The sequence below is a fragment of the uncultured Catenibacterium sp. genome, from assembly GCF_900540665.1.
Lineage (GTDB): Bacteria > Bacillota_I > Bacilli_A > Erysipelotrichales > Coprobacillaceae > Catenibacterium.
This window is the reverse complement of the sequence record NZ_UQGV01000020.1, coordinates 1-26,751: the sequence shown is the minus strand read 5'-3', so window position 1 is coordinate 26,751 and position 26,751 is coordinate 1. Positions and strand designations below refer to the sequence as shown.

Annotated in this window: 28 protein-coding genes; 24 read left to right on the top strand and 4 right to left on the bottom strand. The window is 34.6% G+C overall.

The features are described 5' to 3' along the window. The first annotated feature begins 252 nt into the window (after positions 1-252). The 5 genes from QZQ55_RS04250 (at position 253) to QZQ55_RS04230 (ending at position 6,132) form a co-directional block, all read left to right on the top strand. Positions 253-1,584, top strand: coding sequence for an MATE family efflux transporter (locus QZQ55_RS04250; protein WP_295090298.1), 1,332 nt, complete (start codon positions 253-255; stop codon positions 1,582-1,584). 50 nt (positions 1,585-1,634) lie between these two features. Then, positions 1,635-2,321, top strand: a complete 687-nt coding sequence (locus tag QZQ55_RS04245; RefSeq protein ID WP_289100369.1) for a response regulator transcription factor — start codon at positions 1,635-1,637, stop codon at positions 2,319-2,321. Then, positions 2,305-3,279, top strand: coding sequence for a sensor histidine kinase (locus tag QZQ55_RS04240; RefSeq protein ID WP_295090295.1), 975 nt, complete (start codon positions 2,305-2,307; stop codon positions 3,277-3,279). Before QZQ55_RS04245 ends, QZQ55_RS04240 begins: the two co-directional genes overlap by 17 nt. Before the next feature lie 103 nt (positions 3,280-3,382). Next, positions 3,383-4,141, top strand: a complete 759-nt coding sequence (locus QZQ55_RS04235; RefSeq protein WP_187012280.1) for an ABC transporter ATP-binding protein — start codon at positions 3,383-3,385, stop codon at positions 4,139-4,141. A 2-nt stretch (positions 4,142-4,143) separates the two neighbouring features. Further along, a complete protein-coding gene (locus QZQ55_RS04230; protein ID WP_295090292.1) occupies positions 4,144-6,132 on the top strand; it encodes an ABC transporter permease in 1,989 nt (662 codons plus the stop codon). 20 nt (positions 6,133-6,152) lie between these two features. Here QZQ55_RS04230 and QZQ55_RS04225 read toward each other — a convergent pair whose 3' ends face one another. Together QZQ55_RS04225 and QZQ55_RS04220 are read right to left on the bottom strand one after the other, a co-directional pair. Continuing rightward, positions 6,153-7,139, bottom strand: a complete 987-nt coding sequence (locus QZQ55_RS04225) for an asparaginase (RefSeq protein ID WP_295090289.1) — start codon at positions 7,137-7,139, stop codon at positions 6,153-6,155. A 57-nt stretch (positions 7,140-7,196) separates the two neighbouring features. Beyond that, positions 7,197-7,829: a Crp/Fnr family transcriptional regulator gene (locus QZQ55_RS04220; RefSeq protein ID WP_217748199.1), complete on the bottom strand. Its 633-nt coding sequence runs from the start codon at positions 7,827-7,829 to the stop codon at positions 7,197-7,199. Positions 7,830-7,920: 91 nt separating this feature from the next. Between QZQ55_RS04220 and QZQ55_RS04215 the strand changes: the two genes are divergently transcribed. Genes QZQ55_RS04215 through QZQ55_RS04205 form a run of 3 tightly spaced genes read left to right on the top strand, consistent with a single transcriptional unit; the run spans position 7,921 to position 9,860 of the window. Continuing rightward, positions 7,921-8,742: a YitT family protein gene (locus tag QZQ55_RS04215; RefSeq protein WP_295090287.1), complete on the top strand. Its 822-nt coding sequence runs from the start codon at positions 7,921-7,923 to the stop codon at positions 8,740-8,742. Positions 8,743-8,792: 50 nt separating this feature from the next. Next, on the top strand, positions 8,793-9,278 hold the full coding sequence (locus tag QZQ55_RS04210) for an HD domain-containing protein (RefSeq protein ID WP_295090284.1): 486 nt from the start codon (positions 8,793-8,795) through the stop codon (positions 9,276-9,278). Between the two features lie 30 nt (positions 9,279-9,308). Then, a complete protein-coding gene (locus tag QZQ55_RS04205; RefSeq protein ID WP_295090281.1) occupies positions 9,309-9,860 on the top strand; it encodes an SOS response-associated peptidase in 552 nt (183 codons plus the stop codon). On the opposite strand, the gene QZQ55_RS04200 is transcribed toward QZQ55_RS04205, so the two are convergent. Together QZQ55_RS04200 and QZQ55_RS04195 are read right to left on the bottom strand one after the other, a co-directional pair. Next, positions 9,831-10,298: a YbaK/EbsC family protein gene (locus QZQ55_RS04200; protein WP_295090279.1), complete on the bottom strand. Its 468-nt coding sequence runs from the start codon at positions 10,296-10,298 to the stop codon at positions 9,831-9,833. The genes QZQ55_RS04205 and QZQ55_RS04200 overlap by 30 nt on opposite strands. A gap of 77 nt (positions 10,299-10,375) precedes the next feature. Continuing rightward, positions 10,376-11,752, bottom strand: coding sequence for a hypothetical protein (locus QZQ55_RS04195; protein WP_295090276.1), 1,377 nt, complete (start codon positions 11,750-11,752; stop codon positions 10,376-10,378). A 201-nt stretch (positions 11,753-11,953) separates the two neighbouring features. On the opposite strand from QZQ55_RS04195, the gene QZQ55_RS04190 reads away from it, so the two are divergent. The 16 genes from QZQ55_RS04190 to proC all read left to right on the top strand — a co-directional run bounded on the left by QZQ55_RS04190 (position 11,954) and on the right by proC (position 26,641). Further along, positions 11,954-12,775, top strand: a complete 822-nt coding sequence (locus QZQ55_RS04190; protein ID WP_295090273.1) for an HAD family hydrolase — start codon at positions 11,954-11,956, stop codon at positions 12,773-12,775. Continuing rightward, positions 12,772-13,374 (top strand): hypothetical protein, encoded by a 603-nt coding sequence (locus tag QZQ55_RS04185; RefSeq protein WP_295090270.1) that lies wholly within the window; start codon positions 12,772-12,774, stop codon positions 13,372-13,374. The genes QZQ55_RS04190 and QZQ55_RS04185 overlap by 4 nt, the downstream gene beginning before the upstream one ends. Positions 13,375-13,511: 137 nt before the next feature. Beyond that, complete coding sequence (locus tag QZQ55_RS04180) at positions 13,512-14,027, top strand: DUF177 domain-containing protein (protein WP_295090267.1); 516 nt, start codon at positions 13,512-13,514, stop codon at positions 14,025-14,027. A gap of 14 nt (positions 14,028-14,041) precedes the next feature. Next, positions 14,042-14,218, top strand: a complete 177-nt coding sequence (rpmF, locus tag QZQ55_RS04175; RefSeq protein ID WP_006504992.1) for a 50S ribosomal protein L32 — start codon at positions 14,042-14,044, stop codon at positions 14,216-14,218. Between the two features lie 186 nt (positions 14,219-14,404). Beyond that, on the top strand, positions 14,405-14,836 hold the full coding sequence (gene mraZ / locus QZQ55_RS04170) for a division/cell wall cluster transcriptional repressor MraZ (RefSeq protein ID WP_295090265.1): 432 nt from the start codon (positions 14,405-14,407) through the stop codon (positions 14,834-14,836). A gap of 5 nt (positions 14,837-14,841) precedes the next feature. Beyond that, the gene (gene rsmH, locus QZQ55_RS04165; protein WP_295090262.1) at positions 14,842-15,780 is read left to right on the top strand and encodes a 16S rRNA (cytosine(1402)-N(4))-methyltransferase RsmH; all 939 of its coding nucleotides are present in this window, start codon (positions 14,842-14,844) and stop codon (positions 15,778-15,780) included. 29 nt (positions 15,781-15,809) lie between these two features. Then, positions 15,810-16,070 carry a hypothetical protein gene (locus QZQ55_RS04160; protein ID WP_295090259.1) on the top strand — a complete coding sequence of 87 codons (261 nt, stop codon included), beginning with the start codon at positions 15,810-15,812 and terminating at the stop codon, positions 16,068-16,070. After that, the gene (locus QZQ55_RS04155) at positions 16,070-18,193 is read left to right on the top strand and encodes a penicillin-binding protein (protein WP_295090256.1); all 2,124 of its coding nucleotides are present in this window, start codon (positions 16,070-16,072) and stop codon (positions 18,191-18,193) included. Before QZQ55_RS04160 ends, QZQ55_RS04155 begins: the two co-directional genes overlap by 1 nt. Positions 18,194-18,259: 66 nt before the next feature. Next, positions 18,260-19,228 carry a phospho-N-acetylmuramoyl-pentapeptide-transferase gene (gene mraY, locus QZQ55_RS04150; RefSeq protein WP_295090253.1) on the top strand — a complete coding sequence of 323 codons (969 nt, stop codon included), beginning with the start codon at positions 18,260-18,262 and terminating at the stop codon, positions 19,226-19,228. Further along, positions 19,229-20,569: a UDP-N-acetylmuramoyl-L-alanine--D-glutamate ligase gene (murD, locus tag QZQ55_RS04145; RefSeq protein WP_295090250.1), complete on the top strand. Its 1,341-nt coding sequence runs from the start codon at positions 19,229-19,231 to the stop codon at positions 20,567-20,569. Between the two features lie 11 nt (positions 20,570-20,580). Beyond that, on the top strand, positions 20,581-21,669 hold the full coding sequence (gene murG / locus QZQ55_RS04140; protein WP_295090247.1) for an undecaprenyldiphospho-muramoylpentapeptide beta-N-acetylglucosaminyltransferase: 1,089 nt from the start codon (positions 20,581-20,583) through the stop codon (positions 21,667-21,669). Position 21,670: 1 nt separating this feature from the next. Beyond that, positions 21,671-22,582 (top strand): UDP-N-acetylmuramate dehydrogenase, encoded by a 912-nt coding sequence (murB, locus tag QZQ55_RS04135; RefSeq protein ID WP_295090244.1) that lies wholly within the window; start codon positions 21,671-21,673, stop codon positions 22,580-22,582. 2 nt (positions 22,583-22,584) lie between these two features. Then, complete coding sequence (locus QZQ55_RS04130) at positions 22,585-23,358, top strand: cell division protein FtsQ/DivIB (protein WP_295090240.1); 774 nt, start codon at positions 22,585-22,587, stop codon at positions 23,356-23,358. 109 nt (positions 23,359-23,467) lie between these two features. Then, positions 23,468-24,733 (top strand): cell division protein FtsA, encoded by a 1,266-nt coding sequence (gene ftsA, locus QZQ55_RS04125; protein ID WP_295090237.1) that lies wholly within the window; start codon positions 23,468-23,470, stop codon positions 24,731-24,733. A gap of 14 nt (positions 24,734-24,747) precedes the next feature. Beyond that, positions 24,748-25,821, top strand: a complete 1,074-nt coding sequence (ftsZ, locus tag QZQ55_RS04120; protein ID WP_295090234.1) for a cell division protein FtsZ — start codon at positions 24,748-24,750, stop codon at positions 25,819-25,821. 40 nt (positions 25,822-25,861) lie between these two features. After that, positions 25,862-26,641: a pyrroline-5-carboxylate reductase gene (gene proC / locus QZQ55_RS04115; protein ID WP_295090231.1), complete on the top strand. Its 780-nt coding sequence runs from the start codon at positions 25,862-25,864 to the stop codon at positions 26,639-26,641. Positions 26,642-26,751 lie beyond the last annotated feature (110 nt).

The following is a 26,751-nucleotide window of genomic DNA, read 5'->3' as shown; positions in this document are numbered from 1 at the left end:
AAGAAAAAGGATCGACCAGGTTTGATCAATCCTCTTAACTACTATCTAAGTTAGTCTGAAATTATCATATAAATGTAGCGCCGTATACGAGAACCGTACGTACGGTGCAATGAGAGGCGCAGAAATAATGATTAATTCCAATATTAACATTGTTTCTTGTCTACTCTATTGCGAAAAAGTTATAGCACCTTCCAGTATTGGTATTTTACTTTCATATCTTTGTTTTTTAAAATGGTGTCATGGAGGTAAATTATGACATTCACAAACAAGGATTTAAAAAATATGATCATCCCACTCTTTTGTGAACAGCTGCTAGTGATGCTAGTAGGTATCGTAGATACTTTTATTGTAAGCTTTGTGGGAGAAAGTGCGGTATCAGGGGTATCCCTTGTAAACTCATTTAATACAATCTTTATCTATTTGTTTACAGCTCTTGCATCAGGTGGAGCAGTTGTCATCAGCCAATATATTGGACGTAAAGAAAACGATGATACAAATCGTGCTTCAGGACAATTATTGATGTTTTCTATTATCTTTTCATTTATTCTGATGATTCTTGTCTTGATATTCAATGAATCACTTTTGAGACTTTTATTTGGTCGTGTAGAAAATTCGGTAATGCAGGCCTGTATGACTTATTTAAAGATTTCTGCCTATTCTTATCCTGCCCTTGCTATTTATAATGCCGGTGCTGCTTTATATCGATCTATGGCTAAAACATCTACAACTATGTATATTTCTATTGTATCTAATATTATTAACTGTATTGGAAACTGCATAGGTGTCTTTGTCTTACATGCTGGTGTCGCAGGTGTTGCTTATCCTTCACTGATTGCTAGAGTGTTTTCAGCTATTGTTATCACATTCTTATGCTTCAATAAGACACTGACTACTTATTATGATAAGAAGCATATACTTATATTTGATACAAAGATGTTGAAAAGAGTATTAAATATTGCAGTTCCTAATGGGGTTGAACAAGGAATCTTTCAGCTAGTTAAAGTAGCCTTGAGTTCAGTTGTTGCTTTATTTGGTACTTATCAGATTGCGGCCAATGGTGTTGCTCAGAGTATCTGGTCACTTGCAGCTCTGGTGGGTGTTACAATGGGACCCGTCTTTATTACAGTCATAGGACAATGCATGGGAGCAGAGGATATAGACAGTGCACATTATTACTTTAAGAAACTGATGAAGATCACAATCATCTTCTCTGTTATATGGAATGTATTCATTCTAGCCATTACACCATTATTCCTACAATATTATCAATTATCATCAGAAACTAAGAATCTGGTCTTTATTTTGGTTATTATTCATAACCTATTTAACACAATTGCCTTCCCGTTCTCTGGACCACTTTCTAATGGATTACGCGCCACTGGAGATGTTAAATATACAATGATTGTATCAATCTTGAGTACAGTCGTCGTAAGAGGAATACTCTCTATTATATTTGGTATCACATTTAATCTTGGTGTAATTGGTATTGCCTTGGCAATGTGTGCTGACTGGTCAATGCGTGCTATTGTATTCCATTTACGTTATAAATCAGATAAGTGGACACAATTTAGTGTTATTGAATAAAGAGACATTTTGTCTCTTTTTTGTGTATAATGAACTAGAGGTGGTTATATATGCAGAAAATAATGATTGTAGAAGATGATGAAATTATTGCTTCTTCTATAAAAAAACATCTAGAAAAGTGGAATTATGATGTGTTTGTAGTCAATGATTTTGAAAATGTCTTAGAAGACTTTAGACACTATGAACCATTACTTATCTTATTAGATATCTCACTGCCTTACTATAATGGCTATTACTGGTGTCAGGAAATAAGAAAAGAATCAGAAGTACCTATTATCTTTATCTCTTCTACAAGTGAGAATATGAATATCGTTATGGCGATGAATATGGGTGCAGATGATTTTATTAATAAGCCTTTTGACTTGACGGTACTTACTGCTAAGTTACAGGCAATACTTAGACGTACCTATTCATTTAATAAAACACAGAATGTCTTAAACTATCAATCACTCACTTTAGATTTATTAAAGGGTGTCATCAGTTATCATGAAGACTCTATAGAACTCACTAAGACAGAACTTAAGATCATGCAGATATTATTTGAACATGCCGGACAGATTGTCTCTAGAGATACAATCATGGAAGCTCTCTGGCAAAGTGAAGCCTTTGTAGATGATAATACATTAAGTGTCAATATTAATCGTTTAAGAAAGAAATTAGATGCTTTTTCTTTACCACAGCTTATTCATACAAAGAAAGGGATAGGGTATCAGTTATATTATGAAGACATACATTAAAGACCATTATCGTTATTATCTTGTTTATCTGGTGATGATCTTCTTGTTTGATCTGATTCTCTTATTATGTGATATTTCTATTTCATTACTTTATTATCCTACCTGTTTATGTTTCTTCTTTGTGATTGTTTATTTTGGCTATGACTATTATAAATATAATAAGAAGCTAAAAGCACTTCATTATGCCTTACATCTTGATCATATCTACTTAGAAAATATACCTGCACCAGAAAATGATTTAGAAGAGTCTTATTATTCTCTTATAGAAAAGATTATCCAGGCTAATAGTGTCCTTAATAATCAGAAGGATACAAGCTATCATGAATTATCTGATTATATGACACTCTGGGTTCATCAGATTAAGACACCGATTGCAGGACTTCGACTACTCATACAATCAGGTGATTTATCTCCGAGACTACTTTCTATGCAGGTATTACGTATTGAACAGTATGTAGATATGATGATGTACTATGTCAAGATGGGACATATGAATCAGGACTTAAAGATTGGTTATTATAAAATAGGGGATATTGTGAATGAAGTAGTCAAGAAACAATCCTTATTCTTTATTCATAAGAAGATTTCTCTTCAACTAGAAGAACTAGATGAAAAAATACTCACAGATGAAAAGTGGACTTCTTTTATTATTGAACAGATCTTATCCAATGCCTTGAAATATACCAAAGAAGGTTCTATTCATATTTGTATGAAAAATCAAACACTCTATATTAAAGATACAGGAATAGGAATTAAGAAAGAGGATTTACCTCGTGTCTTTGAAAAAGGCTTTACTGGTACAAATGGACGTATTGATAAGAAAGCCAGTGGTTTAGGTTTATATCTTGTTAAGAATATATGTGATACTCTAGGTTATCCTATTCATATAGAATCTATAATCAATCAAGGAACAACTGTTTCCATTTGTTTTGAGAAAAAACCTCTTATCGTAGAGTAACTTACAAAATTGTAAGATTAGAGACTTATTCTGTAAGTTGAATCAATGGCAGATATGTTTCAAAATAATTAAACTATAGTTGTAACGAAGGAGGAAAACATATATGTCATTATTAGAAGTTAAAAACTTAAAAAAAGTCTATACAACACGTTTTTCATCTCAGCAGGTCACTGCTTTGTCTAATGTCTCTTTTTCAGTAGAAGAAGGAGAATATGTAGCTATCATGGGTGAATCAGGAAGTGGTAAGACAACACTTTTAAATATCCTAGCATCTCTAGATACACCAACAAGTGGCGAAGTACTACTTAATGGAGAAGATATTACTAAAATCAGTGAAAAGCATATTTCACAGTTTAGAAGAAAGAATCTTGGATTTGTATTTCAGGATTTCAACTTATTAGATACATTCTCTTTACGTGATAATATCTTTTTACCTTTGGTTTTATCTAAAGAAAACTATGATGTGATGGAAACTAAATTGAATCACTTAGCACCACAGCTAGGTATTGAATCACTACTGGATAAATACCCTTATGAAGTATCAGGAGGACAGAAACAAAGAGCAGCAGTTGCAAGAGCTTTAATTACTCATCCTCAGATTATCTTAGCTGATGAACCAACAGGTGCCTTAGATTCTAAATCTACAGATGATTTATTGAATATCTTTGATCATGTCAATGAAGAAGGACAGACAATTGTGATGGTTACTCATAGTACTAAAGCAGCCAGTTTTGCGAAACGTGTCTTATTTATACGTGATGGACAGGTCTATCATCAGATCTATAAAGGAGATAAGACAAACGAAGAAATGTATCAGGCAATCAGTGATACACTTACACTACTCCAGACAGGAGGTAAGTAATTATGTTTTATTTAAAACTTGCCCTGACAAATATTAAAAAGAATGGAAAAATCTATTTCCCATATCTTATTACAAGTATCTTTACTGTCATGATGTTTTATTGTGTAAAGTTCTTAGGTGGAGATAATGGCCTAAGAAAAGACAGTGAATCAGCAGCCATGATGATGAGTCTTGGTGTGTATGTTGTGATTATATTCTCAGTCATATTCCTATTATATATAAATAGCTTCCTCATGAAGAATCGTAAGAAGGAACTTGGACTCTATAATATATTAGGAATGGAAAAGCGTCATGTGATGTTGATCATCTTTTTTGAAACATTGATTGTTTATTTGATTTCTTTAGGATTTGGTGTATTAACAGGTGTTCTATTCAGCAAGCTGATGATGCTTATTTTAGTGAAGATATTGGCTATTCATACATCGATTGTATTTAGTATTGATATGAATGCGATTTTAATCACAACTCTTCTCTTTAGTGTTATTTTCTTTGTTTCATTTATGATCAATGCAGCTTCTATTCGTTTCTCTAATCCAATCCAGTTATTAAAGGGTGGACAGGTTGGAGAAAAGAAACCAAAGACAAAGTGGTTGATGACTTTAATAGGTGTCATCACACTAGGTGCTGGTTATACAATTGCCTTGTCGATTGAAGATCCAATCACTGCCCTTGTCTTATTCTTTGTGGCAGTTGTACTTGTTATTATTGGTACATATGCACTCTTTACTGCTGGTTCTATTGTAATTTTAAAACTATTAAAGAAGAATAAGAAGTATTACTATCAGACAAATCACTTCATCAGTGTGTCTCAGATGATGTATCGTATGAAACAGAATGCGGTGGGACTTGCAAGTATCTGTATTCTATGTACATGTATTCTTGTCATGATTTCTTCTACATATACTCTTTATAGTGGCGTTTTTGATACTGTGAAAAAAAGTGTTCGTGCTGACTATAGTTATAAAGTAGGGAATATGGAAAAGGTGAATATGGATGAAGAACTCATCAACCTTGAAAAGGACATTAAAACATCTCTTGCTTCTAAAAATATCGGTATTTCTCAAATGGCTTCTTTAAAATATTGTAATGTATTGGCTTCTCAAAATGGAACAGTGTTTACTGCGCCAGGAGAAGGTGGTAATAACAAGATTCTTACAATTCTTGGAATGACATTAGCTGATTACAATCGTATTTATAATCATCATGTCACTTTAAATGATCATGAAGTGCTTTATAATTCTAATTATCATTTTAATCATGATTCAATGATGTTGAATAATCAATTGTATTCATTGAAGATGGTTAAGAATGATCCTTGGTTTGTAAAGGATGATATTGCGAATGTAGATTCAGATAGTATTACATTTGTATTCAAGGATGATGCAGCCTTAAAACAGGCACTTACATTTGAACATCGTTCTTCCCCTTCTTATGTTTATGAAATATTAGTGGATTATAAAGGTGGTTATTTCAATTCAAAGGCTGAAGAAGTTATGCGTAAAACAACACATAATTTTACTTTGAAGGTCAGTGAAAAGAATGATGGTGAAATCAGTTATTCTAATATGACTCGCTATGATAACTACCAACTATTCAGTCAGATGTATGGTTCATTATTATTCTTAGGAATCTTTCTAGGTGTACTCTTTATGATGGCAGCCGTATTGATTATGTATTATAAGCAGTTATCTGAAGGCTATGAAGATCAGAAAAGATATGAAATACTGCAGAACGTAGGATTGAGTAAAAAAGAAGTCAGACAGGCTGTATCTTCACAGGTGTTGATTTTCTTCTTTCTTCCTCTTGTGGTTGCTGTGATTCATATGTCTGTGGCTTATAAGATGCTCTTAAAGATGTTTAAGGTAATGATTCTTAATGCCCCTCAGACATTTATTACATGTACCGTTGTATCAGTGATAGTACTTACTATTTGTTATACTATTGTTTATTTCTGTACAAGTCGTACATATTATAAAATTGTAAAAAAATAAAAAAGGCTTTCGAGCCTTTTTTAGTAGTTTAAGAAGTAATCGTTAATTACTTTTTTATCTTTTGTGATTGTGAGAGAAAGCATTAATAGAATGCGTGCTTTATAAGGAGATAAGTTATTAGCCCCTAGACATACATGCTTAGGATCAAAATAATCATCCTGGAAGATAATACTGTTCGTTACACGGCTCGCACGTACAAAGACAATACCATGATCAGATAATTCTTCAATACGCTGACGCCATTCCTTAGAATAGTTTCCGCTCCCTGTTCCGACAATCACAATACCTTCATTATTTTTTGCTAAAAAGTCAAGAATATCAGGAGAAGCACCCACATAGTAGTCGGCAATTGCGACATGAGCTAAATCGTTGATTGGTTTACGTGAAAAGACGGAATAAGTTGTATGTCTCTTTAATGGCTGAGAAGAGAAATAGACTTCATCATCCTTCATATAACCAAGATTGGCGAAAGCTCTCTGGTCGAAGGCATCGATCTTATAATTACTGATCTTCTGGATATCTCTACCAGAGAAGATAGTACTTGAGAATAAGCACATTACACCACGACCCCATGCTTCGCTATGACTTGCAAGCATAATGGCCTGGAATAAGTTAAATGGTCCATCGGCACTTGTTGCAGTTGCAGGACGCATCGAACCTGTTAAAACAACAGGTTTTAATGTATTGACTGTTAAGTTTAAGAAGTAAGATGTTTCTTCCATTGTATCAGTTCCATGAGTCACTACAATTCCATCAATATCCTGCTGATCTGCAAGTTTATTAATATGTTCAGTTAAGATCAACCATCTTTCATCATCAATTTCATTAGAATCAACAGAAAAGAGATTATCTAAAACAATCTCAACACGATCTCTTATATCTGGAATAGAAGCCAATACTTCATCTACAGAAATAGTACCTGCTTCATAATTTGTTGTTTTACCTGCAGCACCACTTCCTGCAATCGTACCACCTGTTGCAATTATCGCAATTTTTTTCTTTTTCATAGTTTTTTACACCTCGTCAATAATTATATTTTAAATAAAACTTGAATGCAATAATCTCTATTCAGTGTGTTCTAGAATATGCTTCAATGTTTTAGAATCCGTTACAGAAACAATCCCATACTCATACTCAACAGCATTTTCTTCTTTCAATTTCTTCATAATACGTGATACAGTCACTCTATTCATATCTAAACATCCTGCAATATCTTCGTGTGTATAAGGAATGGATTTCTTTCCGTTATCTGTTTCAATAAGAAGAAAGTCAGCCACCTTTTGTGTACTATTATAGTTCACTAATCTTTCAATTGTATGTGTCAAATAGTTGCATGTAGAAGTCAGATGCTGAAGCATAAGGATCATGAGATCATTATTTTTCTGTAATATAGGCATCAAATCAGTAATATGACAACGGATGAATTCTGCATCAGTAATCGTGGCCATATTCGCTTTACGTACAGAATGATTTAAAAAAGAACCATCACCAAAAATACGTCCTTTCTTTAATACCTCCAAGGTAATCTGTTTGCCCTGTGAACTGCTTAAATAAGCACGGACACGACCTTTGATTAAAAGATAGATATCATTCGCATCATCACTCTCATAAAAGATGACTGTCTTTGAAGGCAAGACACAACGTTCACCTACCGATTCAAATAAATAAAAATAGTTTTCTGGAATAATGATATTCATATGTCCTCCATTGTAGCCTAGGCTACTGTATTGTCTCTTTTTATCATTATAATATTCCTGGGTGATGAAAATGAAGGAAAAAGTATTATCAATGGTAAAAATTTTAGTTGGTGTGGCATTAACTGATATCGCACTTGGTATGATTGTATTACCACAATCCTTTGCTGCAGGAGGCGTAACAGGTTTATGTGTTATTTTAAGTAAGATGATTCCATTACCAGTCTCAATTCTTGTATTAATTTGTAATGCGATATTATTTATATTAGGTTATATATTTATTGGTAAAGAATTCATTTTCAAGACATTGATTGTCAGCATTATCTTTCCATTTGGGTTAGATATATGTCAGAAATATAATTTCTTAGCTGAAATGAACTCAGATCCTTTAATGAGTGCTGTTCTTGCAGGTGTCCTTATTGGAGCGGGAGTAGGACTTGTACTTTTAGGTGATGGTTCTTCTGGTGGTTTTGATATTATTGGTGTTATCTTACAGAAGCATTTCAAAGTTCCTGTTTCTGTTGTCATGAATGTATGTGACATTACAGTTATTATGATCCAGGTTGCATCTAATCCATTTATGAAGAATGTATATGGTATTCTTGCGATTATGATCTGCACTATTACAGTCAATAAAGTATTGGCATATGGTCAGTCACAGTGTGAAATCATGATTATGAGTCATGAATATGAAAAAATCAGAGAACGCATTTATAAAGAAATTGATGTTGGGCTCACGTTATTAAAAGCGGAAACAGGTTATTTAAGAGAAGATATGCAGGTGATACTTGTGGTCACACAGTATAAAAAGATTGCGACAATTAAGAAAATCTCTGTAGAAATAGATCCTACTTCCTTTGTTTTTGTGAGTGATGTTCATTCAGTCATTGGAAAAGGCTATACATTATCACGTTAAGACCTACGGGTCTTTTTCTTTTTGTGCTACAATAGATATAGGTGATAAATATGTTGAATGAATTAACGCTGAAGATGATTGAATTTGATTATGGAGATCCTAAGCGTATCCAGCATTTTATAAAGGTACATAGCTTCTCTAAATTAATTGGTGAAAAAGAAGGATTAGATGCACATACACTCTTTGTGTTAGAAGCAGCCAGTATTTTACATGATATTGGAATACGTGTATCAGAAGAGAAATATGGCTTTCAAAATGGAAAACTGCAGGAACAGGAAGGTCCTGCACCAGCAAGAGAAATATGTACTTCTTTAGGATTTAAAGAAGATGATATAGAAAGAATATGTTTCTTGATTGCGCATCATCATACATATACTGATGTAGATGGAATGGATTATCGTATCTTGTTAGAAGCAGATTTTTTAGTCAATGCATTTGAAGGGAATGCTTCTATTGAATCTATTCAGCATGCCAAAGAGAGTTTTTTTGAAACAGAAACAGGTAAGCATATATTAGATACAATGTTTGAGTCATAGTTTTTCTATGACTTTTTTTGGAGGGTTATTATGTGTGGACGTTACTATTTAGATGAACAATTAAAATATGATTTAACAAGATGGGTCATTATTCCTGATGGACATATATTTCCTTATGGAGATATTCATCCAGGAGAGGAAGGCTTTATTATTTTGAAGGGTCATTATGGAGACTATAAGACATGGGGTTATCCATTAAATCAAAAACGTGTTTTTAACGCACGTATAGAAACAGTATTAGAAAAGAAGATGTTTAAAGAAGATGCACTAAAAAGAAGATGTATTATTCCAATCAGTGGTTTCTATGAATGGGATAGAGCGCATGCGCAATATCGCTTTACTAATAATCATATTCTTTATCTTGCAGGCATCTATCATGATAATTATTTTACAATACTTACAAAAGAAGCCGAAGACATCATCTCAGGAATTCATTCAAGAATGCCTGTTATTGTTTCTTTTGAAGATATAGATTTATGGCTTGATGAAGGAAGAGTATACAAAAAAAACAAAGACTCTTTAGAAGTCCTTGGTTCTCATAAACAAATATCGTTAGATGATATCAGTGACATCAATCCATGATTCTTGGTGGGCATATTTTTCTAATTCTGGAATAGTGAGCTTAATAGCGCTATTAGGACTGCCACATGCTGGATAAACATGATCAAAACGTTCTAGAGACTCATCAAGATAGACTTTAATACCTTCTTTTAATCCAAAAGGACAAACACCACCTACTGGATGACCCGTCAAAGATTCTACTTCATCTCCGTGAAGCATCTTAGCTTTCTTGTGAAAGAATGATTTATATTTCTTATTGTCGATTCTTGCATCTCCAGCCATTACAATCACAATGATTTCATCCCCAACATGAAAAGACATTGTTTTCGCAATTTCCTGTTCTTTACAGCCAATAGCTTGTGCTGCAAGTTCCACAGTCGCACTTGATACAGGAAACTCTACAATATGTGTATCCATATTATACTGCTTGAAATAATTCTTCACTGAATTCAAAGACATAATAACTCCTCCTATCAACATACTAACTAGATATGTTTATAAGAATTATAGCATAAAAGCTGAGTTTTTCAATAAACTCAGCCTTTATTTTCTTCTTGAATAGAAAGAATCAGAGCACCTAACAATCCATATTCCTTGAAATGTTCAATAAAGTGGATATCAGGAAAATATTCTTCAGGAAGGTATTTCTTTAATGATTCTCTTAATTCATGTTTATTTGTATATTTAGATGAGACAATCAACATCTCTGGATCATAGATAGAAATGACCGCGGCTGCCTGATAAGTGAGACATTCTAACTGTCCTTCAGGAGTCTTTTTGAATTCTTCTGTATTAAATGGAAGATATTTAGCTTCTCCTGCAATCTTATGCGCTCCTTCTATTAATTGCCCTTTAAAGACAGAACCTATACCACAAGGACTACCCATGGATGGCTGATAAAGAAATGAGATTGTCTGGTATTTATTCTGTGAAATATAATAACCAGAGACTAGTGCATTCACATCGTTGAATAAATAGAAACGACGATTTGGATAACGGCTATTAAGTGATTCTAGAACATTGATTCTTTGGTTACAGAAGTCCATATAACCATCATGGATTATACCAGGAAGACTAATTCCAATAATAGGAATATCTGGATGAAAGAGTAATACTGTATCAAGGATATCAAAGAGGTCATTCACCTGAAAATCAAACTTAACGACTTCATTATCTAATAGTATTTTATTGTTTGGATCAAAAACACGATATATTATTCTTGTGCGATGACTTGTACGTACTGTTGCAATAGTTAAGATTTTTGTCTGATGAGGGACAGGACGACTAATGACAGGTAAACGAGCCGTAGTTGGATGTCGGCGAGACGATAAATGTTCGTCTAAAAATTCTAATAATGCCCCGGTATTATATTTCGCAAATATAGTTGAAGGGATTACTAAGACAGTTTTCTTTTTAAAGCATGTTTCTAGTTTTGTCTTTTTAGAACTTACCTGCGGTGCCACAAGAATGACATCATAATTCTTCGCAATATCATAGAGTTCATGATAGGCAATCGCCTCAAATTCATAATTCTTAGACAAAAGCATAGCAGCTTCATTGAGCTGTGTGGCAAACATACCTGTTGTGAGGCCACTTGTACATGTCAAAAGAACACGAACAGGTGGTTCATTGATCAGCTGTTTGATACATTGAAGCATTTCTGTATATAAAGAAATTGCATGACTTATTGTATGCATCTGGAAATGAAGATAGAAGTCTATCTTATCTGTTATGAGATTTGTGACGGATAATTCAATCAGGTTATGGTCATTAAATACTACTTCAGCATGACAATAAGGTGTTGTAAGAATAACTTTTTTACTCTCTTCTTTAATATTACATCCTTCAATAGACTGGATAAGAATCCATTCCTTAAATAATGATGTATGTATATCTCTTAAAAATTCATCCATATTTATCACCTCGTTAAAAGTATATCAAAACAATACTTAAAATAGAGAATTTTTAAATATATTGAAAAAAGATGATAGATTCTTGTCAAAATAGTTTTGAAAAGCTGATCATAATTAGAAAATAATCTTTCTTTTTGTATTCTTATACTATAATACTAAAAAGAGATTACATTATAATCTATTAATACGAGGAGAAAATATATGGGGAAATATTTATTTTTTGATATAGATGGAACGCTTTTAAGTGAAGTCACACATACTGTGCCACAAAGTGCAATAGAGGCTATTAAGAGAGCAAAGGAAAATGGGCACCATTGTTTCTTTTGTACAGGAAGAAGTTATTTTATGACAAAGGAAATTTCTTTTACAGGAATAGAAGATGCAATTATTGCGAATGGTGCAGCAGTGATTCATGATGGTAAGCCAGAATTACAGAAAATCATTTCAGATGATGTTGTAAAGAAAACACTTGAACTTATTGAAGAATTAGGTGGGGGTTATCAGATCATTGACTGGAAATATGGCTATCAGAATCCGTATACCCATGCCATGTTTGAAGAGAGGTTTAAAGAAGAATTTGATTTACCAGTAGAAGAAGTGTTCAAGAAAAAGAATATGAAGACAATGGAAGAGATTGAAAATAATCCTATTCTAAAGATTGATGCAACTTTTGATACAGTTGAAGCAACTGAGAGATTCATGGAAGAATTAGATCCATGCATGACTTTTATACCAGCTGGAGGCTATACATCAACATTTGGTGCTAAGGCTGGAGAAATGATGTTGAAAGGTGTATCTAAAGGGGCTGCCATTAAAACGTTTATGGAAGCCATAGGTGAACCGATTGAAAATGCTTATGCCTTTGGGGATTCCACTAATGATATAGAAATGCTGGAAACAGCTGGTACAGCTATTGCGATGGGTAATGGGGCTGATGAAGCGATGGCCGTAGCTGATTATATTACTGATAGTGTTGATGAAGATGGGTTAGCACATGCTATGAAGCATTTTGGTTTAATATGATATATTATGGAAGAGAATGCCAGATATATGGCAATCAAGATGCAGATATTTATATCTATTGTTTCTTTCATGACTGTACTTCTATTATTGAATCTTTTAAGGGAGACTATTGTTTGATTGCGCCAGTCATCAAGGATTGGAATAGTGAACTCTCTCCATGGGAAACTGAAGGGTTTAGTGGAAAGGGGGAAGAACTAGAAGAATGGATTCTTTCAACTATGACACCTTCCCATCATTATATTATTGCAGGCTATTCACTTGGCGGTTTGTTTAGCTTGTGGATGTATGGAAGACATGAATCCTTTATAGGATGTATTAGTGCTTCGGGTTCTTTATGGTATCCAGGCTGGCTGAGTTATCTTCATACGATTAAAAGAAAAGGAATAGTTTATTTGAGTCTAGGGAGAAAAGAATCAAAGACTAAGAATAAACTTATGGCTCAAGTAGGAGGGAATACAGAAGAAACGTATCAATACTTATCAATGCAAAATAAATGTATATATATAGAAGAGAATGGTGGGCATTTCACAGAACCAGATCAAAGAATGATCAGAGGTTTTAAATGGCTTTTTGAAAATTTATCTATCTTTTTTGAATAAACTATGTTAGAATACACAAGGTCGCAAAGACATTTTGAAAAATATGCGATTAATGCCCATTAGAAAATGATTTTTTTGATTGACTTATAATCTCATTTTCATTATAATGGGTGATGCAGTTATAGAGGGTGATCAAGGTGAAATGGAATCGTAACTGGTTAGTCAAACAGAAAAATGGAAAATTTGATTTCGAAGAAACGATAACATTTCCTAAAGAAATGTTCTATAACTTATCTCGAATCAATGATTTGAAGGATGTGGAAGTTACAGGATCAGGCAACTTCAATAGTAGTGAAGAACGCCTTTATGTAACATACCATGTTCAGGGAACAATGGTTGTTCCTTGCGCTATATCATTGGAAGATGTCGATTACCCATTTTCTATTGATACAGATGTTGTGTTTGCGTTTTATAAGCCTGATGAAGACGAAGATGTTGTAGAAGCAAGAAAGGATGTTGCTGATCTTACTTCTGTCATATTCCAAGAAATCATGATGGCTATTCCAATGAGAGTTGTGAAGGAAGGCGCAAAGATGAAAACAAGCGGTTCAGGCTGGAAAGTTATGGACGAAAGCGAAGTAGTCGCAAAAGAAGAGGATACAATCGATCCCCGTTTAGCAAAACTCAAAGATTATTTCAAGGATCAGGAATAAGGAGGTAGAACAAGATGGCAGTACCATTTAGAAGAGTATCAAGTACAAGAAGAGACAAGAGAAGAACTCATGACAAATTATCAGCTCCTGCAGTTGTTAAATGTCCAGAATGTGGTGAATTCAAATTAGCACATAGAGTTTGTGGTCATTGTGGTTATTATAATGGCGTTAAAGTTAAGGATGTAAAATAATTCCTTTAGAGAGATGAAAATCTCTCTCTTTTTGTTTTTAAGAGGATTTTTAGCATTTTGTGCTAGAAATCTTTTTTTTCTGTTTTATTTCCATAAATTTCTTGTCTGAATGTGGATTGTAAGTCTATAATAGTGGTAACAAGTGTAAAAAGGTGGAAAATTGTGGAAAGGTGTGGTGAGTAAGGTATGTTCTATGGTGAATACAAGCACAATCTAGATGCTAAAGGCCGTTTGAGCATTCCTGCTAAATTCCGCGGAGAATGTGGAGACCATGTCTATATCATGAGAGGCCACGAAGGCTGCTTAGATGTTTATACGGAAGAGGGCTGGCAGGCTTATTATGAAGAGCTGAAAAAGCTATCTAATAAGAAAAAACAAGATCGTGCTTATTTGCGTATGGTTACTTCACGTATGAATTGCAGTGAATTTGATAAATTAGGTCGTATCAATATTCCCCAGGTATTACGTACACATGCTCATTTAGAGAAGGAGTGTACAATTGTTGGTGCTGGTGAACATATTGAAATATGGAATACTGCTGAGTGGGAAGCATTCTATGATGAATATGATGACCAGTTTGATGAAATATCAGAAAGAATATCAGAAAATGAGGAATGATAAATATGTTTGAACATTATAGTGTATTATTAGATGAAACAATTGATGCATTGAATATAAAAGAAGATGGCATTTATGTGGATTGTACTCTAGGAGGAGGGGGACATAGTTCTCGTATACTAGAAAAACTGACAACAGGACACTTGTACTGTTTTGATCAGGATACACATGCGATTGATGCTGCGAAAGAAAGATTGGCGAAGATCTCTGATAACTTCACAATTATTCATGCAAACTTTAAGGAAATTAAGGCAAGACTTTCTATGGAAGGTGTATATAAGGTAGATGGGATTGTATTTGATTTAGGTGTATCTTCCCCTCAGTTTGATAATGCGGAAAGAGGATTTAGCTACAATACAGATGCAAGACTTGATATGCGTATGAATCAGGAACAGCCATTAAGTGCATATGAAGTAGTGAATAACTACTCTTATCAGGATTTAGTGACTATTTTATATAAGTATGCAGATGAGAAGTTTGCAAAATCAATCGCAAGAATGATTGAAAAAGAAAGACAGGTTAAGCCTATTGAAACAACTTTTGAATTAGTAGAAGTTGTGAAAAAGGCAATACCAGCACGTGCAAGACGTACAGGTGGTCATCCAGCAAAACGTACATTCCAGGCTATTCGTATTGAAGTCAATGATGAGTTAAATGTATTTGAACGCGCTTTAACAGACTCACTAGATTTATTAAATGTAGGTGGTCGTGTTGCAGTCATCAGCTTCCATTCATTAGAAGATAAGATCACTAAGTATATGTTTAATGAAAAGACTGCAGTACCAGATTTGCCAATGGGTATGCCAGTTATTCCAGAGGAATATCAGCCTCATTTTAAGAAAGTAACAAGAAAGCCTATTGTAGCAGATGAAAAAGAATTATCTGAGAACAGACGTTCTCATTCAGCTAAATTAAGAGTTATAGAAAGGATACGTGATGAATAATGAAAAGAAGAAAATCAAGATTTTTAAAAATGACAGAAGTGTTACTTGCTTTCTCTTTTATACTATTTTTGGTAGGTAGTATTTATTTGAATTCCTATGAATCAAAATTAAATGCAAATATCAAAAAGACACAGGACGAAATTTCTGAAGTACAGTCAGATATTGATGCATTAGAAATGTCTAAACAGGAATTGGCTTCTTTCTCACGTATGAAAGATGTTGCAACAAAGAAAGGTTATGATTATCAGCCTAGTTCTGCAGCCGCTGCAGTAGTAGGAGCTGAAGAATAATGAAGAAATCTAGAAATAGAAGCGGTCAGATTGTTATGCTTGTATTCCTCTTTATGATGATTATGTTAGGAATCAATGTCTGTTATTTGTGTACAACAGGTAAGACAATGATCAGTAACGTCAATGTAAGAGACTTCGCGAAAAATCGTGGAGGAGGACAAGTGACTAAGGTTGTTCAGGCAGCCCGTGGTACTATTTATACGAGTGATAATGAAATTGTGGCCTCTGATGTAAAGAAATATAAGTTAAGAGCTATTCTTGCAAAACGTCTTAATGCAAAGAAAGAACCTCAATATGTAGTGGATAAGAATAAGACAGCAGAGTTATTGGCACCTATTCTAGGTGTTTCAAAAGAAACAGTCTTATCACGTCTTAATCAGAATACATATCAGGTAGAGTTTGGTAACTATGGTCGTAATCTTTCTTCTATTACAAAAGAAAAGATTCAATCATTAGAATTACCAGGTCTTGAATTTGATGAAGTGACTTCTCGTAATTATCGTTTTGGTGATTTTGCAAGTTATGAAGTAGGGTATGCAGCAGTGGCTGCAGAAACAGACCCTTACAATATCATTGGACAGATGGGTATTGAAAAGAGCTACAATAACTGGCTTAAGGGTACAAATGGTGAAAGAATCTACTTAGTAGATTCTAAACGTAATACACTGCCTAATGGTGTTATTTCTGATAAGAAGGCAGTAAGTGGTAATGATGTTTATTTGACAATCAATTCTACTCTTCAGACAGAACTGGATTCACTCATGAAAGATATGCAGGAAAAAACGGATGCAACTAAAGCCTGTGCAGCTGTTATGAATGCGAAAACAGGTGCGTTGCTGGCGATTTCTAACTATCCTTCATTTGATCCTAATAAACGTAATTTTACAAATTATAATGATACATTCCTCAACGAAGCATTTGAATGTGGTTCAGTTTTCAAGCCATTTGTATATGCGAATGCTTTAACTGATGGTGTATTGGACTTAGATAGTAAATACAACTCAGGAACATATGACTATATATCTAATGGTCGTGTGATTGCAACAATTCATGATCATAATAGAAGAGGATGGGGAAGCATTACTTATCGTGAGGGTTTGTACCATTCTTCAAATACAGCTATTTGTCATATTCTTGCTGAACATACAAATATGTCCAGTCTTATTGAAGATTATAAGAATCTTGGATTATTCCAGACAAGTAAGGTAGATGGCTTGTTCTCAGGAAGTGGTGTAAAAGGCTTTAATGGTAAAACAAAGAGTCTTGAATATTTCACAACTGGATTTGGTCAAGGGTCTTCTGTTACAACATTACAGCTGTTAAGAGGTTATTCAGCATTTGCGAATGATGGGCGTACAGTGGAGCCTTATCTAGTAGAAAAAGTAGTTAATCCAGCAAATGGTAAAACACTTTATAGTGCTAAGACGTCTTACTCTAAAAAAATCTATTCTACTGAAGCAGCTGCACAGATAAGAACACTTCTTTATGGTGTTGTTAATATTGATGGTTCTACAGGTCGTGATTATAAGGACTCATCAGTTGAAATTATCGGTAAGACAGGTACTGGTCAGATTGCTGAAAATGGTGCTTATTCATCTACAAGACATACACATTCCTTTGTCGGTATGGCACCTTATCGTGATCCTGAGGTAGAAGTGATCGTCTGGTTCCAGAATGAGAAGAGCGGTACAAATTATTCTGGTGAACTTGTTAAGAGTATTATTAAATCAGCATTAAATATCTTAAGTAAAGATACTGAAAAGGTGAATACAACACCTTATGTATTAAATAACTATATGAACCAGAGTACACAATATGTGGAAGGTATCTTAAAGAAGCATTCATTAACACCTGTTGTGATTGGTGATGGTTCTACAGTTATTGGGCAGTATCCATCTGGTACAACTGAAGTAACAACAGGCTCTAAGGTTCTTGTATTAACAGATGGACAGAAATATACAATGCCTTCGATGCTTGGCTGGTCTCGTAAAGAAGCAGAAGCCTTTGCATCATTGACGGGTGTTGAAATCAAGATGAATGGTCTGGGTTCTATTTATTCTCAGAGTATTACAAAGGGAACTGAACTGAAACAAGGTACTGTTATTGAGCTTAATGCAAAATAAAGTGACATTGTATTTACACCCATATTATGCTACACTTGTGGGGTAAAATAGAGGGAGGAAATTTTCATGTTTCTATTAATGATCAGTTTTATAGTGGCATTAGCACTTGTACTTGTCGCAATGCCTAAGGTTATACCTTACTTACATAAATTAAAGTTTGGACAGGTAGAAAGAGAAGAAGGACTCGCTTCTCATAAGAAAAAGGGTGGCACACCTACAATGGGTGGTGTTGTATTCATTGTAGCTACTGTAATTGCTGCTTATATCTGTCACTATCAGAATTTTATGAATCCTTATGTCAACTTATTGACATTCTCATTATTAGGATTCGGTATCATTGGATTTATTGATGACTATCTCATTGTTGTACAGCACAGCAATAAAGGCTTGAAGCCAAGCTATAAATATGCAATGCAGTCAGTTGTGGCAATTGCATTCTATTTTTTAGCAAAAAAATTCTTACCTAATTTCTCAACAGAAATTATTATTCCTATTGCTCATATTAGTGTGAATCTTGGATGGTTCTATCCAGTCTTTGTTTATTTCATGTTTACTGCAGAATCTAATGCTGTAAATTTAACAGATGGATTAGATGGACTCGCAACAGGTCTTATGATTATTGCATTAACACCATTTGTTGCTTTTGCAATTTTAAGCAAGAATGTTGAAACAGCTATTTTTGGTGCTGCATTAATGGGTGGTTTGACTGGCTTCTTAGTATTCAATGCGCATCCAGCTAAGATTTTCATGGGAGATTGTGGTTCTCTTGCATTAGGTGGTATTCTTGCAGCATTTGCAGTTATCACTAAACAGGAGCTTCTTGTGCTTATTATTGGTATTGTGCCATTAATTGAAACTTTATCTGTATGTATCCAGGTTATTTCATTTAAGACAAGAGGTAAGAGAGTCTTCAAGATGGCACCTATCCACCATCATTTTGAAATGTGTGGATGGAGTGAAAATAAGGTTGTTGTCACTTTCTGGGCTGTTGGATTTATTGCTGGTATTATTGGATTATTGTTAGGGGTGTTATAAATGTTTAAAGGCAAAAAAGTACTTGTATTAGGGCTTGCAAAAAGTGGAAAGGCAGCAGTTGAATTATTAAAGTTCATGCATGCTGATATCACTATAAATGAATCAAAGAAAAAAGAAGATATTCCTGAATATGACACATATGTGAGTGAAGGAATTGAAATGGTATGTGGTGGACAGCCAGATGAATTATTTGAAAGAGATTTTGACTTTGTTGTTAAGAATCCAGGTATTAATTATCATGCGCCATTTATCTTACGTTTAAAGGAACGTGGTATTCCTGTTTATACAGAAATTGAATTAGGCTATAAAGTGGCTAAAAAGCAGCATTATATTGCTGTAACAGGAACAAATGGAAAGACTACGACAGTGACTTTGATTTATGAAATCTTAAAAGCTGCAGGTCGCAAGGCACATATTTGCGGTAACTACGGTATTCCTTATTGTGAAGTCGTATTAAATGAACATTTATATGAAGAAGAAGGACATGATATTGTTGTTGAAATGTCTAACTTCCAGTTGATTGATATTGAAGAATTTAAGCCTGAAGTGGCTGCTGTATTAAATTTAACGCCTGATCATCTTGATTATATGGATTCTTTAGATGAATATTATGCATCTAAGATGCGTATTTATATGAACCAGGATGAAAAAGATTTATTTATTAATAATAGTGATGATGAGACTTTACAGTCATATTTAGCAAAGTATCCAGTTCCATCACGTATTGAAACATTTACTGTCAAGGGACAGGGAGATGTAGAACTTAAAGACAATGCAATTTATTACAAGGGCCAGAAGGTTATTGATCGTGATGAAATCAAGATTGTTGGTTTGCATAATGTAGCCAATATGATGGTTGCGATTGCATCATGTGCAGCAGTGGGTGTAAGTCTTGAATCTATCCATGACACTTTAGCTGCGTTCAAGGGTGTAGAACATCGTATTGAGTTTGTAAGAGAACTTGATGGCGTACGTTATTATAACGACTCTAAGGGAACTAATACAGATGCAGCAGTTATTGCGATTAAAGCATTTGAAAAGCCTGTTATTTTGTTAATGGGTGGTCATGAAAAGAATCTTGATCTAAAAGATGTGAGAGAACAGAACCCTCTTATTAAGACACTTATCTGTTTTGGTGAAACAAAAGAACGTTTCTCTAAAGATATGCAACATCCTCATACTATCGTTGTAGATCATATGAAAGATGCTATTTTAAAAGCAAAAGAAATTGCCAAAGAAGGCGATGTTGTATTGCTTTCTCCTTCAACAAGTTCATTTGATGAATTCCATAGTTATGTTGAAAGAGGAAATGTCTTCAAGGACATCGTGAACAAGTTATAGGAGTAAGTTAAATGAAAATTATAGTAAGTGCTGGTGGAACAGGAGGACATATTTATCCTGCTCTTGCCTTAGTTGATTATATTAAAAAATGTGATCCAGATACAGAGTTCTTATTTGTAGGAACAACAGATAGACTAGAGTCTCAGATTGTACCTCAGATGGGACTTAGTTATCGTGGATTACATGTAAAAGGTCTTGTAGGTAATCCTTTACAGAAAGCAAAAAATGCTTTGATTTTCTTAAAATCTTTAAAGTCTTCTAAGAAGATTTTGAAAGAATTCAACCCTGATATTGTTATCGGGTTTGGTGGATATCCAAGTGCATCCATTGTTTTAGCGGCAACTCAGAAGGGCTATAAGACAATGATTCATGAACAGAATTCCATCATTGGTTTAACAAATAAAATCTTAATTAAACATGTAGATGAAATCATCTGCTGTTATGAAAAAGCTTTAGAAGCATTCCCTCAGGATAAGACTAAGTTACTTGGTAACCCTCGTGCTTCTGTGGTATCTGAAGGTGTACTTAAAGATGTACATGATCTTTATGGTATTGCTCCTGATAGAAAAGTAATGGTGATTGTTATGGGATCATTAGGATCTGCAACAGTCAATACGGTTATGAAGGATGCATTACATAAGATGGATCATAAAGATTATGATGTGCTTTATGTTACAGGTAAAACTTATTATGAAAAGATGAAGGAAGAACTTAAGGATTTAAGTGATTCTATTCATGTATTGCCTTATATTGATGATATGCCAAGTGTATTACATAGCTGTGACTTAGCAGTGAGTCGTGCAGGAGCTACTACTCTTGCTGAAATGACTGCACTCGGTACTGCATCTATTATCATTCCTAGCCCATATGTTGTGGCAAACCATCAGGAATATAATGCCCGTGAACTTGTCAGCAAAGGTGCGGCACATCTTATTCTTGAAAAGGATTTAAATGCGGATGCCTTTGTAGAAGTTGTTGATCAGTATATGAACAATGAGGGAATGCGTAAAGAATTATCTCAAAAAGCGCTTGCTTTAGGTAAACCTCATGCATGTGAGGATATTTATAAAGAAATTTTAAAGTTAACAGGAGGACGCTAATATGGATGTGAAGCAGGTATATGAAGATCTTATGTCTATGGAAGTAGGCAAGGTGATTGAAAATGAACCTATGTACAAGCATACAACCTATAAAGTAGGTGGACCTGCCAAGATATTCGTTAAAGCAAAGGATATCGATTCACTTATTCAGACTTTAAAATATTGCCATGATCATGATATTAAACGCATGGTTATTGGTAATGGCAGTGATCTCCTATTTAGTGATAAAGAATATGATGGTGTAATCATCTCAATGAAATCATTTGATGATGTCAAGATGAATGGGTGCACTATTGTGGCACAAGCAGGGGTCTCAATGATTGCCTTAGCTTATTCAAGTGCCAAAGCAGGATTATCAGGCTTTGAATTCATGGGTGGTATTCCTGGAGATATGGGTGGCGGCATTTTTATGAATGCTGGTGCTTATAAGTATTGTATGGCAGATGTATTCAAGTGCGCACGTGTGCTTGATGATGAACTTAATGTGATTACATTAAGCAAGGAAGATATGGAATTCTCTTATCGTCATTCTGTATTGCAGAAGCATCCAAACTGGATTATTCTTGATGCTACATTTGAAATGACAGCGAAAGATTCTGGAGAAATCCGTAAAGTGTTGGATAAACGTAAAGAGCGTCGTATGAGTACACAGCCATGGAATTTTGCATGTGCAGGAAGTGTCTTTAGAAATCCAGAAGAAAAACCTGCATGGCGTTATATTGATGAAGCTGGGTTGCGCGGTTATGAAATTGGTGGTGCACAGGTATCACCTAAACATTCAAATTTCATCGTAAACAACGGTTATGCAAGTGCTAAGGATATTCTTGATCTTATTAGACTTGTTGAAAAGACTGTTTATGAGAAATTTGGAGTCAAGCTTCATAAAGAAGTTATTTTAGTGAATTGGGATTAAATATGGATAAGAAGCCCGATGTTCTATTCAATGAATATGATCGCAGCCCATCACGTGAATTGATTGAAAAGAACAGACGTAGAAGAAAAAGAAGAAAGCGTCGTTTGATGCTTGTCGGTATAATTATTCTAGTCATTTTAGGATATATTGTATCCCCATTATCAAAAGTCATGTCTATTCATGTTACTGGTAATTCTCAGCTATCAAAGGATCTGGTAGTGAAGGAATCAGGTATTACAAGTCATACTTATCATTTATTGTTGAATAATGACACAATTAAGAAGAATTTGAAAAAGACAGGGCTTGTCACTAAGGCATATGTCACTCATAACATCTTAGGTGGTGTCTCTATCGAAATCCAGGAAGCAGGCTTAGTGGCTTATATGGAACTTAACAACAAGACTTATGTTGTAACTGAAGAAGGAAAGCTTATTGAAGTTGTTGAAGGTATGAATTATACAGGTCTTAAACAGATTCCTAAGATTTCAGGATTTAATGATTTAAAGGCAGTAGAAGAACTAGCAGGTCAGTATGCTTCTATTCCTGTTACTATTAGAAATGCTGTAAGTGATATCGTTTATTATCCAGAAAAGGGATATGATGAAAGAGTGGCCTTGATTCTTGATGATGGAAAGAAACTGATTGTAGATATTGAAGACATGAAGGATACATTATCACCATCACGCTTCAATTACTCAGCTTATATGCAAAGTAAAAGTGATATTTGTGTATTCTCGTTTGAGGGAAGAAATCTATATATGACTAAATGTAAGTAAGAAAATACATAATGAGTCATATAAGTGTAACTCGTGATAAGTAATCTATAAATCGTTTTCATTAGTATGTAATTATGATAAAATAAGATTATATGTAAGGAGAGTGTCTATGAAAAGAATATATGCTGTTTTAGACATCGGTTCTACGACACTGAAGTTACTTGTCGCAGAGTTGATGAGCACAAATATTAATATACTCTTCACGAAGAAACTAGCAAGTCATGCTATTGAAGGTGGCTTGATTAAGAATGAAGAAGTGCTGGTTGATGAGATTAGATCAATCATAAAAGAAGCAGATGTTGAACTAAATACGACAATAACATCTGTAGCTCTTGTTCTTCCTAGTAATTATGCAAGAACATATGAATCTAAAGGTATTACTAAGGTGAATTCGCCTCAGGATAAGATAGAAATCAATGATGTTGTGCGAGCCTTAAAGATTGCACAGCGTTTTGAAAAGAGTAAGAAAGAGGAAATTGTATCAACTATTCCTGTAAAGTATCGCTTAGATACTAAAGAAGTAGAGCATATGCCTCTTGGCTTACGTTCAGCTTCATTGAAGGTAGAAACACTTGTGATTACTACAAGCAAGAAAGTATTGTATTCTTACTTAACTGCTGTAGAAAAAGCAGGATTAGATGTTATTGATATTACTATTGATGCCTATGCTTCTGCAAAAGAAACATTCGATGCGGTTTATCTTCAAGAAGGTGCAGTGATGATCAATATTGGACATGATCATTCAACAATATCTTTCTTTGAAGAGGGATACCTTAAATATTTAAAGACTGTTCCAATGGGTGGCTATACACTGACTGCTGCGATTGCAGATGCATGGCAGATTTCAATGGAACAGGCTGAGATTTATAAAGTGAAATATGGTACATGTGAAAATGATCTTGGTGAAGAAGATGTTATCCATACTACGATAGTAGATGGAGTTGAAAAGAACTATACTCAGAAAGATCTGTCTGAAGTATTACAGACAGCAGTCTGGGAAATGATGGCACAAATCAAAAATTGTTTGGATGTCATCAATGATGGACGTACTTATGAAACAGTTGTCGTAGGTGGTGGAGGCGAACTGCCTTGCCTGAACTTAATCGCAACAGATGTTTTAGGTACACCTGTAAGATGTTATCGACCAGAAACTGTAGGGGCTAGAGATATGTCTCTCGTTCCTTGTTTAGGTATGTTATATTGCTTGGATGACCGTAAAGAATTAATTGGTGAAGACCAGGTTTCTTTGGTTCTTCCAGATTTATCTAGTACGATGAGTATGAAAGTAAGAGGCTTAACTATGGCTAAGACAGAAACAACTCATCATCAGGGCAAGTTTAGAAAGTTTTTTGATTCGATATTTAATGATGATTAAGCGAGGGTAGGACAATGGATGAAAATTTAGACTTTGTGAAAGTTGCAAAAATAAAAGTTATTGGTGTAGGTGGCGGAGGAAACAACGCCGTAAATAGAATGGTCACTGATGGAGTTAAAGGTGTCGAATTCTATGTTGCAAATACAGATGCTCAGGTATTGAAAGGAATTACTGGTGTTAATAAGATTTTCTTAGGAAAAGATTTAACTCAGGGATTAGGTGCTGGAGGAAATCCAGAAGTTGGACGTAAAGCGGCTCAGGAATCTGAAAATGAAATCAGAGAAGCTTTATCTGATGCCAACATGGTCTTTGTTGCTGCTGGAATGGGCGGTGGAACAGGTACTGGTGGTGCACCAGTTATCGCCAAAATTGCGAGAGATTCAGGTGCATTAACAGTAGGTGTAGTGACTTCTCCTTTCACATTTGAAGGACCAAGAAGAAAGAAACAGTCTATAGCTGGACTTGAAGAATTACGTAAGAATGTAGATTCTATTATCGTTGTTTCAAATGATCGTCTTCTTGAAGTTATTGGTGGACGTCCAATGAATGAAGCGTTTAGAGAAGCAGATAACATTTTACGTCAGTCTGTTCAGACAATTACTGACTTAATTGCGATTCCAGCATTAATCAACCTTGACTTTGCCGATGTATGCTCAGTTATGAAGGATCGTGGGGATGCACTTATTGGTATTGGTATGGCTGATGGTGAAAACAAGGCTCAGGAAGCCGCAAAACGTGCTGTTTCTTCACCATTATTAGATATTTCTATCGCAGGTGCTAAAGATGCGATTGTTAATATTACAGGTGGACCAAGCATGTCATTATTTGATGCCAATGAAGCGTTTGCGACTATTCAGGAATCAGTAGGTGAAGAAGTCAATACTATTATGGGTGTTGCAACTAATGATCAGTTAGATGACCAGATCATCGTTACCATCATTGCAACTGGTTTTGAAGAAGATCAGCCTGAAGAGGAACCTGTTACTCCAAAACAGACATATACTGTACATGGAAATAAAACAGCTTCTGTCATTGATGACGATGATGAAGACCCATTGCCAGGATTTATTAGAAATAGAAAAATCTAAGCTAACATTATGTTAGCTTTTTTTACGAGGGGGATTTATTATGTATAAATTTGGTTTTATTGGTATGGGGAATATGGCGAGTGCCATTGCCCAGGGATTTGTAGAATCTGGTTTCATTCCAGGTGAACAGGTATGTGCTTATGATTTAAATAAAGCACAGCTTGATAAGATGAGTACTTTTGGTATAAAAGGCAAAAATAATGCACATGAAGTCATTTCTGAAAGTGAATTTGTGTTCTTATGTGTTAAACCACAGGTTATTGAATCAGTTGTTCTTGAAGTAAAAGAAGAACTCAAAAACAAGGCAGTCGTTTCCATTGTCCTTGGTTATGATTTTGATAAATACAACACTTTATTAGATACTTCAACTAGACACTTAACTGTCATGCCTAATACGCCAATGGCTGTTAGAGAAGGTATGTGTTTATTAGAACAGGAGCATTCTCTAACTGAAGAAGAATTTAACTATATTGAAGAAGCATTCTCTTCAGTGGGAGAAATCGAAGTTGTTCTAAATCACTTAATGGGAGTAGGAGGCGCTTTATCAGGATGTGCACCTGCTTATATCTATATGGTTATTGAAGCATTAGCAGATGGTGCTGTTATGCAGGGAATGCCTAGAAAGATGGCTTACAAGCTTGCAAGTCAGACAGTACTAGGATCAGGGAAAATGCAGTTACAAACTGATCTTCATCCTGGTATCTTAAAGGATAATGTGACTTCACCTGGTGGATCTACTATTAGAGGTGTAAAAGCATTAGAAGATGCAGGCTTGCGTTCAGCATTTATTAATGCGATTGAAAAATCAACGAATAGATAAATCATAGCCTATAGGTGCTAAAATAGTGCCTACAGGCTATTTTTTACATTTTTTTACAAAAAATGAATAAAATCATAAAAAAGGCTTTACAAGCGGAATGAATGGTGGTA